At 71.0% G+C, this 13947-nt stretch carries 13 protein-coding genes; 10 read left to right on the top strand and 3 right to left on the bottom strand.

Annotation, left to right across the window (positions count from 1 at the left end):
• Window positions 1-36: 36 nt before the first annotated feature.
• Complete coding sequence (locus JGU66_33720) at window positions 37-2421, bottom strand: adenylate/guanylate cyclase domain-containing protein (protein MBJ6765740.1); 2385 nt, start codon at window positions 2419-2421, stop codon at window positions 37-39.
• Window positions 2422-2494: 73 nt separating this feature from the next.
• On the opposite strand from JGU66_33720, the gene JGU66_33725 reads away from it, so the two are divergent.
• The 3 genes from JGU66_33725 to JGU66_33735 are packed head-to-tail and all read left to right on the top strand — an operon-like array spanning window position 2495 to window position 4691.
• Complete coding sequence (locus tag JGU66_33725; protein ID MBJ6765741.1) at window positions 2495-3532, top strand: phosphoribosylformylglycinamidine cyclo-ligase; 1038 nt, start codon at window positions 2495-2497, stop codon at window positions 3530-3532.
• Window positions 3529-4194 (top strand): phosphoribosylglycinamide formyltransferase, encoded by a 666-nt coding sequence (locus JGU66_33730; protein ID MBJ6765742.1) that lies wholly within the window; start codon window positions 3529-3531, stop codon window positions 4192-4194. The genes JGU66_33725 and JGU66_33730 overlap by 4 nt, the downstream gene beginning before the upstream one ends.
• Window positions 4195-4253: 59 nt before the next feature.
• Window positions 4254-4691 (top strand): DUF523 domain-containing protein, encoded by a 438-nt coding sequence (locus tag JGU66_33735; protein ID MBJ6765743.1) that lies wholly within the window; start codon window positions 4254-4256, stop codon window positions 4689-4691.
• 3 nt (window positions 4692-4694) lie between these two features.
• On the opposite strand, the gene JGU66_33740 is transcribed toward JGU66_33735, so the two are convergent.
• A complete protein-coding gene (locus tag JGU66_33740) occupies window positions 4695-5774 on the bottom strand; it encodes an enoyl-CoA hydratase/isomerase family protein (protein MBJ6765744.1) in 1080 nt (359 codons plus the stop codon).
• A gap of 82 nt (window positions 5775-5856) precedes the next feature.
• Between JGU66_33740 and JGU66_33745 the strand changes: the two genes are divergently transcribed.
• From JGU66_33745 to JGU66_33770, 6 genes are all read left to right on the top strand, one after another.
• On the top strand, window positions 5857-6543 hold the full coding sequence (locus JGU66_33745; protein ID MBJ6765745.1) for an HAD family phosphatase: 687 nt from the start codon (window positions 5857-5859) through the stop codon (window positions 6541-6543).
• 92 nt (window positions 6544-6635) lie between these two features.
• On the top strand, window positions 6636-8165 hold the full coding sequence (locus tag JGU66_33750; GenBank protein ID MBJ6765746.1) for a desaturase: 1530 nt from the start codon (window positions 6636-6638) through the stop codon (window positions 8163-8165).
• A gap of 103 nt (window positions 8166-8268) precedes the next feature.
• The gene (locus JGU66_33755; GenBank protein MBJ6765747.1) at window positions 8269-8460 is read left to right on the top strand and encodes a 50S ribosomal protein L28; all 192 of its coding nucleotides are present in this window, start codon (window positions 8269-8271) and stop codon (window positions 8458-8460) included.
• Between the two features lie 16 nt (window positions 8461-8476).
• On the top strand, window positions 8477-9439 hold the full coding sequence (locus JGU66_33760) for an N-acetylmuramic acid 6-phosphate etherase (GenBank protein MBJ6765748.1): 963 nt from the start codon (window positions 8477-8479) through the stop codon (window positions 9437-9439).
• A gap of 130 nt (window positions 9440-9569) precedes the next feature.
• Window positions 9570-10724, top strand: a complete 1155-nt coding sequence (locus JGU66_33765; GenBank protein MBJ6765749.1) for an anhydro-N-acetylmuramic acid kinase — start codon at window positions 9570-9572, stop codon at window positions 10722-10724.
• Window positions 10721-11872 (top strand): GTP-binding protein, encoded by a 1152-nt coding sequence (locus JGU66_33770; GenBank protein MBJ6765750.1) that lies wholly within the window; start codon window positions 10721-10723, stop codon window positions 11870-11872. The genes JGU66_33765 and JGU66_33770 overlap by 4 nt, the downstream gene beginning before the upstream one ends.
• A 21-nt stretch (window positions 11873-11893) precedes the next feature.
• Here the strand turns inward: JGU66_33770 and JGU66_33775 are convergent, their stop codons facing one another.
• Window positions 11894-12979 carry a DUF4388 domain-containing protein gene (locus JGU66_33775; protein MBJ6765751.1) on the bottom strand — a complete coding sequence of 362 codons (1086 nt, stop codon included), beginning with the start codon at window positions 12977-12979 and terminating at the stop codon, window positions 11894-11896.
• Between the two features lie 31 nt (window positions 12980-13010).
• On the opposite strand from JGU66_33775, the gene JGU66_33780 reads away from it, so the two are divergent.
• Window positions 13011-13946 (top strand): metalloenzyme, encoded by a 936-nt coding sequence (locus tag JGU66_33780; GenBank protein ID MBJ6765752.1) that lies wholly within the window; start codon window positions 13011-13013, stop codon window positions 13944-13946.
• Window position 13947 lies beyond the last annotated feature (1 nt).

Below are 13947 nucleotides of genomic sequence, written 5' to 3' on the forward strand. Positions count from 1 at the left end.
CCCAGCGCGATAACGCGCTGAGTCAAGCCGCCGAATTTACTTGGTCGTGGCGGTGAAGACCCCATCCCAGTCCGGGCCCGGGGGCTGGAGCTGGAACGTGGCGATGGCATCGAGGAAGCGGCGCGAGGGGGTGTCATCGGCCCACAGCGTGAGGACACGCTCGAAGCGTTCCTGCGCGCGAGTCCAGTCGCGAGCGAGGAAGGAATCGACGCCGGCCTCGAAGGCGGCCACGGCCTCGGCATCCTTCCCCGTGGGAAGCCCGAGCGCGCGCAGTTCGTAGACGCCCACGGGCGCGTGCTTGCCCTTGACGCGCACCGCGCCGAGGCGCCGCGCGGTGACATGCTCGCGCACCTGGAGCCACGTCTGCTCGGAGATGAGGACGCGGGTGCCGTACTCCTTGTTGAGCCCTTCCAGGCGTGAACCCAGGTTCACCGCGTCTCCCATCACGGTGTAGCTGAAGCGCCCGTGCGTGCCCATGTGGCCCACGTTCATGGGGCCGGTGCTGAGGCCCACGCCAATGTCCACCTCGGGCAGCCCCGCCGCGCGCCACCCGGCGTTCAAGCGCTGGAGCGCCTCGAGGAAGCCGAGGGCGGCTCGACACGCGCGCAGCGCATGGTCGGGCTGGGCGACGGGCGCGCCCCAGAAGCACATGAGGGCATCGCCGATGTACTTGTCGAGCGTGCCGCCGTGCGCGAACACCACGTCCGTCATGGGCGTGAGGTACTCGTTCACGAGCGAGACGAGGCGCTCGGGCGTCAGCTGCTCGGACAGCGTGGTGAAGCCTCGGATGTCGCTGAAGAGGACCGTGAGTTCGCGCCGCTCACCGCCCAGCTTGAGGCGCTCGGGATGCGCGAGGACCTGCTCCATCACGCTCGAGTCCAGGTAGTGCTGGAACGCGTGACGCAGGCGGGCCTTCTCCTGGTCCACGGACCGGTAGCCGAGGAACAACACCGCGAACGCGCACGCGCCCACCGTCGCGAGCGGCACCGCCGTGGCGACCTGCACACCCCAACCGAAGAGGAACTGATCCACCGCCGCGTACGCGAACATCAGCAGCGCCACCGTCCCCAGCTTCCACGCGTACCGCACCCGAGGCAGCAGCCGAGCCAGCAGCCACGCCGAGGCCAGCATGAAGCCCATCTCCAGCCAGCGCGCCAGCAGCGGACGCACCAGGAAGTCCCTCCCGAGGATGTTGGAGAGGAACGCGGCGCGCACGAAGACACCGGGCTCGAACTCGCTGAACGGCGTGACGCGCTGATCGAAGTTGCCCGTCAGCGTCAGGCCCACCAGCACGGCCTTGCCGCGCACGGTGGCGGGGTCGAACGTGCCATCCACCACGTCGCCCAGGCTCAGCGTGGGGAAGGCGCTCGCGGGCCCGGGGTAGTTGATCAGCGTGAAGGGCTCGGACTCGGAGATGGGGATGAGCAGGTGCTCACCGGCGCGGCGACGCAGCCGCACGCCCTCCAGCCGTCCGGTATCGGAGTCCACCACGGGCTCCACCGCCTCGGCGTCGAAGTAGGCCGCCGCCGTCTGCACATCGAGCGACGCGAGGAAGCCCCGCGGCCCCTCCAGCTTCGCCAGGATGGGCTGACGGCGCAGCGGGCCGTCCGCATCGGGGACGGTGTTGAAGAACCCGAGCCGCGGGCTGGCGCGCGCGAGTTCCGGGAGCGGGAGCTGAACCGACTGATTGCGCCAACCGGGCACCTGCTCGAAGTCGCGCGCGATGGCGGCCCCGGGGGTGAGCGGGCTGAAGTACTGCCGCAGCAGGTGGGGCTCCAGCAGCGAAGCGCGCGCCTCCTCCTGCGCCGCGAAGCGAGCCCGGTCCTTCGAAGGGTAGATGATGACGCCCTGCACGACGCGCGGCGAACGGGCGAGCGCGGCGGCCAGCGCGGCGTCTCCTCGTGCGGAACTTCGGCGTGACAGTTCCGCCCGGTAGGCCGCGAGCAGGGGGTGCACCCCAGGGGAGCCCTCGGACATCTCGCTGAGCACCTTGTCCAACGAGTGGCCCGCCTCGGTATAGGCACGGGCGGCGTCGTTGGCGTCCTCATCCGCGAAGGCCATGTCCAGGCCCACCGCCGCGGCGCCGGCCTCGCGCAGGTGGTCTACGGCCTGGGCCAGCTTCTCGCGGGGCCAGGGCCACCGCCCGTGGACCTGGACGCTCTTCTCGTCCACGGCGGCCACCAGCACGTCTGGATGCGGCGGGCGCACGCCGCGCAGGTGGAACTGGACGTCCGTGATGCGACCCTCCACCTGGTGCACGAGCCGAGCGACCAGGGGGATGGCGTCCGAGCCCTCGGAGAGCAGGCCGATGGCGGGCGTGGACTCCACCCAGGCGTGCAGGCCACACGCGGCCAGCGCGAGGGCCAACGAGAGCAACTCGAAGCGGCGGCGCGAGAGGTAGGAGTGCATCCCGTCGGACATGGTAGCCGTAAACCCGACACCCGCGCGCCGAGGCCCGAGACAAGGGCCCACGGGCCGGGTAGAAGGCCGCCCCGTGGCGACGACCTACAAGCAGTCCGGAGTAGACATCGAGGCCGGCGACGCGTTCGTCGAGCGCATCAAACCCTATGCCGCGCGCACCATGCGCCCCGAGGTGGTTGCCGGGGTGGGTGGATTCGGCGGTCTCTTCGCCTTGCCGCCCGGCAAGTACCGCGAGCCCGTCCTGGTGGCGGGCACGGACGGCGTGGGCACCAAGCTGAAGGTGGCCTTCCTCGCGGGGCGCCATGGCACGGTGGGCATCGACCTGGTGGCCATGTCGGTGAACGACATCCTCACCTGCGGCGCGGAGCCTCTCTTCTTCCTCGACTATTTCGCGACGGGGCGTCTGGAGGTGGACGCCGCGGCCGAGGTGGTGAAGGGCATCGCGCAGGGCTGCGAACAGGCCGGCTGCACGCTCCTGGGCGGCGAGACGGCGGAGATGCCCGGCTTCTACGCGCGCGGCGAGTACGACGTCGCGGGCTTCTGCGTGGGCGTGGTGGAGCGCTCGGCCATCATCGATGGCAAGAGCGTGCGTCCGGGCGACGCGCTCATCGGGCTCACCTCGTCGGGCCTGCACAGCAACGGCTACTCGCTGGCGCGCAAGGTGCTGCTCGAGGACGCGAAGCTCGCGCTCGACGCGGTGCCCGAGGGGCTGGACCGCCCGCTCGGCGACGCGCTCCTGGAGCCCACGCGCATCTACGTGAAGGATGCGCTCGCGCTCACCCAGGCGGTGAAGGTGAAGGGCATGGCCCACATCACCGGCAGCGGCATCCCGGGCAACCTGCCTCGGTGCCTGCCGGACGGGACGCGCGCGGTGCTGAGCGAGAAGACGTGGGTGAAGCCGCCCATCTTCGACCTCATCGCGAAGACGGGCGCGGTGGCGCGCGACGAGATGTTCAGCACGTTCAACATGGGCCTGGGCCTCATCGTCGTGGTGGCGAAGGAGGACGTGGCCCAGGCGCTGTCCGTGCTCAAGGCGCGGGGAGTCCAGGCGTCCGAGGTGGGGCGCGTGGAAGCCGGCCAGGGCGAGGCGACGGCGGTCATCGACCCATGAGCCAGGGGCGGGCCCGGCTGGGAGTGCTCGTCAGCGGAAGCGGCAGCAACCTCCAGGCGCTGCTCGACGCGTGCGCGCGCGAGGGCTTCCCGGCCGAGGTGGCGTGCGTGGTGTCCAACATCCCCACGGCGTTCGCGCTGGAGCGCGCGCGCAAGGCGGGCGTGCGCGCCGAGGTGGTGGACCACAAGGCCTTCGGCGCCAAGACGGACTTCGAGGGCGCCTTGCGCGACGTGCTGCGCGACGCCCGTGTTGAATGGGTCTGTCTGGCGGGCTTCATGCGCCTGTTGAGCGCGGACTTCCTCGCGCACTTCCCAGGGCGGGTGCTCAACATCCACCCGTCCCTCCTGCCGTCCTTCCCGGGACTGCATGCGCCGAGGCAAGCGCTGGAGCGCGGCGTGAAGGTCGCCGGGTGCACGGTGCACTACGTGGATGCGGGGACGGATTCGGGCCCCATCATCGCGCAGGCCGCGGTGCCCGTGCTGCCGGACGATGACGAGAAGTCATTGGCGGCGCGCATCCTCGTGGAGGAGCACCAACTCTATCCGCTCGCGGTTCGTCTGGCCGTCACGGGCAAGGTGACCCAGGACGGCGCGCGCACGCGTGTGGATGCCCAGGCGACCACGGCTCCACTCGCGCTGCGCAGCCCAGGGATGGAGCGGTGACGAACGCTCCGGAGCCTTCCGGGCGCGAGGCGAGACTGGAAGCGCTGCGCGGCGCGAAAGTGATTCTCGTCAGCGCGTGCCTGCTCGGCGAGGCCTGTCGGTACGACGGCCGCTCGCAGCGCTCTGAGCGAGTGCTCGCGACGCTGGAGGGCAAGGAGGTCATCCCCATGTGCCCCGAGACGGGAGCGGGCCTGGGTATCCCCCGTCCGCCCGTGGACCTGAGCGGAGGCACGGGTGTGGACGTCTGGGCTGGGCGCGCCCGCGCGGTGGAGCGCAAGGCACGAGTCGATCGGACAGGAGCATTCCAGCTCGGCGCGCGCATGGCACTGGAGGCGACGCAGCGCTTCGGCGCCACCGTCGCGCTCCTGAAGGAAAAGAGCCCCTCCTGCGGCAGCCAGCGTGTCTACACCGACGGCGTGCTGCGCCCAGGCGAGGGCATCACCGCGGCGCTGCTGCGCGAGCACGGCGTCGTCGTGGTGAGCGACGAAGAGCTGTAGCCCTCAGCGCCCTGCAGTCAGTTCGAACGAGTCCGACGGATCCGCCGCGAAACACGCGTCCACAGCATCCTCCGACACGGCATCGAGCGAGGCCGGGCTCCAGCGCGGCTTCTGGTCCTTGTCGATGAGCACCGCGCGGATGCCTTCGCGAAAGTCCGCTCGCGCCGTCAGCGTCTGACTCAGTCGGTACTCCACGGGCACCATCGCGTCGTAGTCGCGGCCTCGGCCCATTCGAAGCTGCCGCAACGTGACCTTGAGGCTCATCGGGCACATGCGCGCGAGCGTCGCCCGCGTCTGTTCCGCCCACTCGGAGCGCTCCGCCTCCAGCGCGCGCAGGATGTCCTCCACACGGTCCGCCGCGAAGCACCGCGCGATGGCCTCGGCCCGAGCGCTCAAGGGCGACTCACCCGAGTCCGCGGCAAAGCCCGTCAGCACTCGCGACGTCACCTCCATCGCGGGCCCCTTCCAGTCGGCGCTCACCAGCGCATCGACCACGCCCTCCAGCCGCGAGGCCGCAATCTGATGCGTCGCATAGCCGAGCCACCGCGCATCCGCCGCATCGCAGCGCGCGCCCGTGAGCCCCAGATACGTCCCCATCTCGCTCGGGAACCGCGGGAGGAACCAGCTTCCGCCCACGTCGGGGAACAGGCCGATCGCGGTCTCGGGCATCGACAGCATCAGCCGCTCCGTGACGACGCGGAACGCGCCATGCGCAGACAGCCCCAGCCCTCCACCCATGCAGACGCCATCCACCAGCGCGATGAACGGCTTGGGGTAGTGGTGGATGAGGTGGTTCAGGGCGTACTCAGCCCGGAAGAACGCGCGCGACAGCGGCTCACCCTCCACCGGCGACGGCCCCGAGAGCGAGGCGGCGACCGCGCGCACGTCTCCTCCCGCGCAGAAGGCCCGTCCCCCCGCGCCGCGAATCACCACGGCGCGCACTCGGTCATCAGCGGCCCAGGCTCGGAGCTGGGGGTCCATCGCTCGGCACATCCCCAGGCTCAGCGCGTTGAGCGCCTGGGGGCGGTTCAGCGTCACGAGCCCCACCGGGCCTCGCGTCTCCAGCAGCACGTCCTCGCTCATGGCGCGGGGATATCAGGCCCGAGCGAAACCGGGGCCGCCATTCCAGGGATGACACGGGGAGAGAACGCGGTATGGGAGGGCCATGACCTTCGCCACGGCCCCCTTGCGCGCCGCCGTCTTCGACATGGACGGCACGCTCATCGACAACATGGACTTCCACAACCGCGCCTGGGTGGCCCTCTCCCGGCGACTGGGGCTCGACACCACCGCCGAGCGCTTCCAGACGGAGTTCGCCGGCAAGAAGAACGAGGAGATCCTCCCGGAGCTGCTCGGGCGTCCGCTCTCAGCCGAGGAGCTGGCCTCGCTCGCCGACGAGAAGGAGTCCCACTATCGCACCCTGTACCGCCCCCACCTCGCGCTGCACGTCGGGGCAGACGCGTTCCTCGCTCGGCTGAGTGCGGCCGGAATCCGTCTGGCCGTGGCCACCGCCGCGCCGCAGGGCAACCGCGAGCTGGTCCTGGACGGGCTCGCCATCCGCGCCCGCTTCGAGCGGGTGGTGGGCGCCGAGGAGGTCACACGGGGCAAGCCCGCGCCGGACATCTTCCTCGCCGCGGCGAAGGCCCTCGCGGTGCCCCCGGAGTCGTGCATTGCCTTCGAGGACGCCATCAACGGCGTGCTGTCCGCCCGAGCCGCCGGGATGGTGACGGTGGGCATCACCACCACGACTTCCGCCGAGCAGCTCCTTCGCGCGGGGGCGCAGTACACCGCCCCCGACTTCGCCTCGCTGCCCGAGCCGCTGCTCGCGCGCCTCTTCGCCTCGCGAGGGTGACGGACCGGCTCCCCTCCCCCGCGCATGGATCCGCGCGGGGGATGCGCCAAAAGGGCGCCAGACCGCGGGACGTTGTGTAGTGTTCCCGCCCCATGGCGACGTCCACAGCCAAACTCAAGCTTTCCTCGGGCCCCTCTCGGCACGTGTACGACGTCATCGTGCTGGGCAGCCAGTTGGGGGGCGCGCTCACCGCCGCCCTCCTCGCCAAGCGCAACCACCGCGTGCTGCTGGTGGAGCACGACGGCATGGGCCCGGGCTACGAGCACGACGGCTTCCTCCTGCCGTACGCCCCCTTCGTCGCGCCGCCGCTCAAGGCCATGCCCGCCGTGGAGGAGGCCCTCACCGAGCTGGGCCTCGCCACCCATGTCGGGCGAGCCCTGCGCCCGCACGTCCCCGAGCTTCAGCTCGTCATGCCCCGGCACCGCGTGGACCTCTCCGCGGACCCCAACCGGCGTCGAGCCGAACTGGCCCGCGAGTTCGGAGACACGGCCGAGGGAGTCCTGGGGGCGCTGGCCGGAGCCACCGCGCAGCACGAGGCCACCGACGCCTTCTTCAAGGCCAATCCCCAGCTCCCGCCCGACGGATTCTTCGAGGCCTGGGGACTCAAGAGCCTCATCAAGAACCATCCCGGCCTGGAGGCCACGCCTCGCCTGGGCGGTGACGACCCGGCGGTGTCCCTGGTCCGAGGGCTGTTGCCCTTCCTCGTCCACCTGGACAAGCCCAGCTCGCCGCTGGCGCAGACCCGCCCGCTGTCCCAGGTGCTGACCGCGCCCTCGACGTACCCCGGAGGCATGGACGCCCTGCGAGAGGCGCTCACGCGGCGGCTCGCGGAGCTGGGCGGCGACGTGCTCTCCCGCGACAACGCCTCGGGCTTCATCGTCGAGGAGCTCTCGTTCGACGGCAGCAAGTTCGCGGGCGTGAAGCTGATGCGCTCGGACACGCTGTACCGCGCCTCGTGCCTGGTGGCGGCCACGGACACGGGCGCGCTGCGGCGGCTGGTGACGGACAAGAAGCACCACCGCGCCCTGCTCGAGCACCTGGATCAGTCGACGCCCAAGTCCATCCTCTTCGCCGTGAACTGGGTCGTCCCCGAGGCCGCCCTGCCGCGAGGCCTGGGTGAACTCGCGCTCGTGGACACGCAGGACACGGAGCTGGGTCCACTGCTCGTCCAGCAGCACCCCGCTCGCACCGCGCCCGGCGGCGCCACGAAGGAGAGCAAGGACGTCGAGGGCGTGCGAGTCATCTGCGCGGGCGCATTCGTCCCGGCCTCGGCTCGCGACCTGGGCGAGGAGCACCTCCAGGGGCTCGCCGCACGCATCGATGGGCACCTGGAGCGCCTGATGCCCTTCACCGTCCAGCACCGGGCCCTGCGCTCGGCGCCCTACCTGGATGCCGGAGGCGTGCGCGGCAGCCGGCTCATGCCCCATCCGCTCTACGCGTTCGAGACCGAGGCGTTCCTCGGCATCACCGGCCTCAAGCAGCGCACGCCCGCCAAGAATGTGATCCTGGCGGGCCGTGAGGTGCTGCCGGGCCTGGGGCTGGAGGGCGAACTGCTCGCGGGAATGCGAGCGGCGAGGCTCGTCCAGGAGATGCTCAAGAAGAAAGATCCCCTCAAGGGCTGATCGCAGGACGGATCCGGCTGGATTTTCGGATTGTTTCTGGTAGGTTCCGCCGCTCTTTTATGGGCAGGCGTCGAACGCCCCAGTTTTCAAGGAGTTAGCAGTCATGGCGTGGAAGTGCGACATCTGTGGGAAGCGTCCGCTGGTGGGTAACAACGTCAGCCACGCGAACAACAAGACGAAGAAGCGGACCCTGCCGAACCTGCAGAAGCTTCGGGCGAACGTCGAGGGCCGCCATGAGCGCGTCCTGGCGTGCACCCGCTGCATCAAGGCAGGCAAGGTCGTCAAGGCTGCCTGACGCGGAGGACTCGTAGGTGGGCAAGACGCGCGCGGCATCGTCAGCGCTTCCGCCCACCGAACGAATCCATCCACGCGCGGACGACCTGGACCTCCTCTCTGTTGAGGCGGTCGTTCGCCGTCTGCATCAGGAAGACCTGACCGCGCTCCGCGCGGTTCGTGAGGCGCTGCCCGAAGTTTCGGCGGCGGCACGGGCCGTAGCGGATGCCTTGCGGGCAGGAGGTCGGCTTCTCTACGTGGGCGCGGGCACCAGCGGAAGGCTGGGCGCCGTGGACGCCAGCGAGTGTCCGCCGACTTTTGGCAGCCCCTTCTCTCAAGTCCAGGTCGCCCTCGCGGGCGGTCGTCGGGCACTCATGCGCGCGGTCGAAGGCGCCGAGGATGACGCCGACGCGGGCGGACGTGCCGTGCGGGCCTTCCGCGCTTCGCCCTCCGACATCGTGTGCGGCATCTCCGCGAGTGCCTCCACGCCCTACGTCCTGGGCGCGCTGGCCGAGGCCCGTCGTCGCGGCGCCCGCACGCTCCTGGTCTGCTGCAACCCACCCTCCCCCACCCTCGACGTGGACCAGGTGGTGGTGGCCCTCACCGGCCCCGAGCTGGTGGCGGGATCGACCCGGCTCAAGGCGGGCACAGCCACGAAGCTCATCCTGAATGCGCTGACCACGGCGGCCTTCGTTTCGCTGGGCCGGGTCTACCGGGGGCGCATGGTGGGCGTTCGCCCATCCAACGCGAAGCTGCGAGCCCGCGCCACGCGCATGGTGGCGGAGCTGAGCGGGCTGCCCGCTCCCGAGGCGCAACGTCTGCTCGAGGCCGCGGGCGGAGAGGTGCGGCTCGCGATGGCCATGCACTTCACGGGGCTCGGCGCTCGCGCGGCTCGCAAGCAGTTGGATGCCCGGGGCCTGCGTGCCTTGGAACCGACACGCGCCGCCGCGTCGAACCCGCGCGCACGGCGGTCCAAGCCGCGCGGTGCAGTCGCCCACTGACCACTGCCCAACACACTCGACGCCTGACGCACAACGGGGGGACTCCCCCATTGCGCCGGAGGTGAACACGTCCGCGCTCACGCGAGCCCCGCCACGGGCCGCTGTCAGGTGCGCTTCCTAGACTCGGGGGATGAGCCTCCGTCCCGCCGCGTTCGATCCCCGACAGCCGCGCCTGTGCGTGGGCGTCCTGTCCGGCACCAGCGTGGACGCAGCGGAGGCGGCGCTGTGCCGCGTGGAGGGCACGGGCGGCGACGTGAAGCTCACCCTGCTCGCCCACGAATCCCGCCCCTTCGAGCCGGAGCTGGTGGCGCGCGTGCTCAGTCCTCACGACGCGCAGTCCCTCTGCGCCCTGGACTTCGAGCTGGGTGAGCGCTTCGCCGAAGCCGTCCTCGCCGTCATCGCGCGCGCGGGGCTGGCTCCCCGAGACGTGCACGTCGTCGGCTCGCATGGCCAGACGATGGCGCACCTGCCTCCGGGCATGGGGCCCATCGCCTCCACGCTCCAGATTGGCGAGGCGGCCATCATCGCCGAGCGCACCGGCCTGCCCGTGGTCAGCGACTTCCGCCCACGCGACATGGCCGTGGGCGGCCAGGGTGCGCCCCTCATCCCCTACCTCGACTGGGCCGTGTTCCGCGGCCGGGGCAAGGTGCGCGCCTTCCAGAACATCGGCGGCATCGCGAACGTGAGCATCGTGTCGGAGCGCGTGGAGGACACCCTCGCCTTCGATACCGGGCCGGGCAACATGCTCCTGGACGCGCTGGCACGCCGCGTCACTGGCGGACGCTGTGCCTGTGACGTGGATGGCACCCTGTCCGCGCGCGGCCAGGTCATCCCCGCGCTGCTGGACGAACTCCTCGGCCATCGCTTCCTCGCGAAGCCGCCGCCGCGCAGCGCGGGCCGGGAGGACTTCGGCGAGGCGCTGCTGGCCCGCGTCTGGGAGCGCCACGGCACCCGGCCCTATGACGTCATGGCCACCGCGCGCGTGTTCACCGTGGAGGCGACCGCGCGGGCCTACGAGACGTATGTCCTGCCGCGCTTCCCCAAGCTGGACGCCGTCTACGTGTCGGGGGGCGGAAGCCGGAATCCCGGATTGATGGACGGGCTGAAGGCCCGGCTGGCCCCGGTGCCGGTGGAGCGGCTGGACGTCCTGGGATTTCCAGAGGCCGCCAAGGAAGCGGCTTTGTTCGCCCTGCTGGCGGCCGAGCATCTGGTGGGGACCCCCGCGAATGTCCAGTCGGCAACTGGCGCGAGGCGTCAAGTCGTTCTAGGTAAGCTGACACCGTGAGCAGCGTGAACCTGATGGCCCGCGAAGTGGCCGCGAAGATCGTCTTCTACGGACCTGGCCTGTCGGGGAAGACGACCACCCTTCGGAAGGTCTACGAGACGGTGCGCCCCGCGCACCGTGGCGAGATGATGTCCATCGCCACCGAGGGCGACCGGACACTCTTCTTCGACTTCCTTCCCGTGAAGGTGGAGCGCGTCGGGGATTGCTCGGTCCGACTCGCGCTGTACACCGTGCCCGGCCAGGTCTTCTACAACGCCACCCGCAAGCTGGTGCTCCAGGGCGCGGATGGCGTCGTGTTCGTGGCGGACTCGCAAGAAGAGGCGATGGACGCCAACCGCGAGTCGCTGGCCAACCTCGAGGAGAACCTCTTCGAGCACGGCATCCGGTTGGATCGCTTCCCCCTGGTCATGCAGTGGAACAAGCGCGACCTGGAGAACGTGCTCCCCGTGGACGTGCTCCGCCGCGAACTCAACCCGCGCGGCGTGCCGGACTTCGAGACGGCCGCGAGCAGCGGGCGCGGCGTGCTCGACACGCTGAAGACCATCACCCGGCTCGTCATCAAGGACCTGCGCGCCAAGCGCATCGTCCCACCGCCGCGCCCCATGCCGACGGCGCCCGCGACCGCGGGCCTGGAAGCCCAGCTCACGCAGCACCTGAACCGTCAGACGCCCCCTCCGGCACCGCCGCCCGTCATGGCCGCGACCGGCAGCGTGGCGCCCCTGATTGGACCCACGCCCGTGCCCCGCGTGGCGCCCGTGGTGGCCATGCCGCAGCCTCGGCCCGAGCCCATGCCCGTCCCTGTCGCGGCGCCTCCGCCCGCGGGCAAGCTCCTCGGCCCCACGAGCGCGCTGGCGCCGGGAGACCTGTTCGACCACGCCCGCGCCGCCGAGGCCGCGTTCGCGGGTGGGGACTACAGCACGTGCGTCACCGCGTGCACGGACGCCGTGCGCCGGGCCATGGCCTTCGCCGGCGAGGGCCCCCTGGCGCAGCAGGCGTTCCTGCTCCATGTGCACGGCGCGGATCTGCTGCGCTTGATGGGCCTGTCCACGCAGCAGCACCTGCGCGTGGATGACGCCGCGTTCGCGCTCTACGTGCTGATGCAGGTCTTCGTGCGGCTCAACGCCATCGGCCTGCCGAACGCGGGCTGAGCCGCCTTCCCCGCTCGCGGCCTAGCGGGGATAGGTGAGCTGCAGCAGCCCCATGCGGTGCAGCTTGGCGAGCGTCTTGAGCGTGTCCAGCTCGCGCGCCGGGCTGCCCAGCACCAGCGTGGACACGTCCCACGTCCCGTTCACGAGCCCGGCGATCTGCCGCTCCTCCTGCTTGAGCAGCACCATGGCCGCCGGGTCGTGGATCATGTGCGGCACCACCAGCGGGGGCATCTCCGCGTAGAGCGCCGCCACGTGCTCGCGCTGCACCAATCGCGCGAACTCGCGCACGCGGCGATCCGCGGGGTCGCTCGCGAGCAGCGAGTGGCAGACGATGCCCGCGGCGTCGTACTGGCCCTCGCGCATCAGCACCGCGCCCTTCTCCAGCATCTCCGCCACGGGGTCGGCCTCCACCTGCGGCGCACCCTCCACCTCCACCAGCTTGCCGCGCAGCAGCTCGTGGACCCGGCGCGCCACGGACGAGCGCGAGACGCCCATCGACAAGCGCAGCCGGCCCAGGTTCTGCGGCTGGGTGCACAGGCTCAGGATGATCCGATGCATCAGCGGCTGGCTGGGGCTCGGCGGCGCGAGCGCCCGCACGCTCAACGCGTCGATGGGGAGCGCCTTGTCCACGTCCGGCTGTTCATCCACCCAGCGCAGGGACTCGAAGAGCAGCTCGCGGATGCTCACGTCCGAGGGCACCCAGTCCTCGCCCGTGCGGTCCGCGTCCTCCGTCCAATGGAATGTGCCTCGGCCCGCGATGGTCAGGTCCGTCATGGCCCCGAACAGCTCCTCGCGGCCCAGGTCGCGCACCCACCGCGCCTGCACCCCGTGCGCATCGAAGGCCGCGTCCACGTCCGGCGTGCGGGCCAGCTCGTCGAACGCGGACAGCACGCGCGTGCCCGAGGCCAGCCGTGCCAGCGCGAGCAGCCGAGCGACGCGGCCACGCAGGCCCTCGCTCGCGGTGGCGCCCACCTGGCCAGAGAGGAGGAAGAGCTTGCGCTCACCCGCCTCCCAGGAGAGCTGCAGCGTGCCCGTCTTGCGGGAGCTGTCGAGCCATTGAAGAAACTCAGGAAGCGGATAGCTGAAAAGGTCGCCGTGGAGGGCCATCGTGTCGCGTTCGAGGATACAGTCACCCGCCGTGCGCGTCGCGGTCCTGTTCATCGATGGTGTCGGGATTGGGCGGAAGGATCCGGCCTTCAATCCACTCGCGCACCGCGAATACCTGCTGTCCTGGTTCCAGGACGCGCCCGGCCCCACGCTGCCGCCTTCGGGGCGAGGCGTGGCGGTGGACGCGACCTTCGGCGTGACAGGTCGGCCGCAGTCCGCCTCCAACCAGACGGCCATCCTCACCGGAGACCCCGCGCCCGTGCTCGTCGGGAGCCATGTGCTGGGCTACCCCAACGCGGCGCTTCGGGAGCTGATGTCGCGCCGGTCCATCGTCCGCCGACTCAAGGCCGCGGGGCGCTCCGCCACCTTCGCGAACGCGTATCCCGCGCCCTACCTGGACCTCCTGGGCATTCCTCGCCGCGCCACCTCGGCGGCCCCGGAGCGGATGGAGGTGCCGCCGGCGGCGCGCAAGGTGAAGCCCTCGGCGGCCAAGCTGGCCTTCGCGGCTGGCGACGAGCCCCTGCGCACGCTCGACGACGCGCTCGCGGATGACGGGCTCACCCACGACATCACCGGCGAGCAGGCACGCGCCTACGGACTGCACGCCCCCGAGCGGACACCCGAGCAGGCCGCGGAGGTGTTCTGGCGCATCGCCTCGGGCGCTGACTTCACCTTCTTCGAGCACTACCTCGCGGACGAAGCGGGTCACGCCCGGGACATGGCCGCCGCCCTTGCCGCGTTGGACACCTTCGATGCCTTCGCGCGCGCCCTGGTGGCCTCGCGTCCGGAGGATGCGCGCGTGCTCGTGTGCAGCGACCATGGCAACGTGGAGGACCTGTCCACCCGAAGCCACACGATTCACCCGGTCCCCGTGCTCTACTTCGGCCCTCCCGAGCCCGACGTGGAGACCTTCTCCACGGTCGCGGACGTCGGGCGCGCGGTGGTGCGCTGGCTCGGAGTGGAGTGAG

This window comes from Myxococcaceae bacterium JPH2, assembly GCA_016458225.1.
Lineage (GTDB): Bacteria > Myxococcota > Myxococcia > Myxococcales > Myxococcaceae > Citreicoccus.

Bases quoted from the DNA above. Each gene is read 5' to 3' on its own strand.
- JGU66_33720 (MBJ6765740.1), bottom strand. From the start codon at position 2,421: ATGTCCGACGGGATGCACTCCTACCTCTCGCGCCGCCGCTTCGAGTTG.
- JGU66_33730 (MBJ6765742.1), top strand. From the start codon at position 3,529: ATGAGCCAGGGGCGGGCCCGGCTGGGAGTGCTCGTCAGCGGAAGCGGC.
- JGU66_33740 (MBJ6765744.1), bottom strand. From the start codon at position 5,774: ATGAGCGAGGACGTGCTGCTGGAGACGCGAGGCCCGGTGGGGCTCGTG.
- JGU66_33745 (MBJ6765745.1), top strand. From the start codon at position 5,857: ATGACCTTCGCCACGGCCCCCTTGCGCGCCGCCGTCTTCGACATGGAC.
- JGU66_33750 (MBJ6765746.1), top strand. From the start codon at position 6,636: ATGGCGACGTCCACAGCCAAACTCAAGCTTTCCTCGGGCCCCTCTCGG.
- JGU66_33755 (MBJ6765747.1), top strand. From the start codon at position 8,269: ATGGCGTGGAAGTGCGACATCTGTGGGAAGCGTCCGCTGGTGGGTAAC.
- JGU66_33765 (MBJ6765749.1), top strand. From the start codon at position 9,570: ATGAGCCTCCGTCCCGCCGCGTTCGATCCCCGACAGCCGCGCCTGTGC.
- JGU66_33775 (MBJ6765751.1), bottom strand. From the start codon at position 12,979: ATGGCCCTCCACGGCGACCTTTTCAGCTATCCGCTTCCTGAGTTTCTT.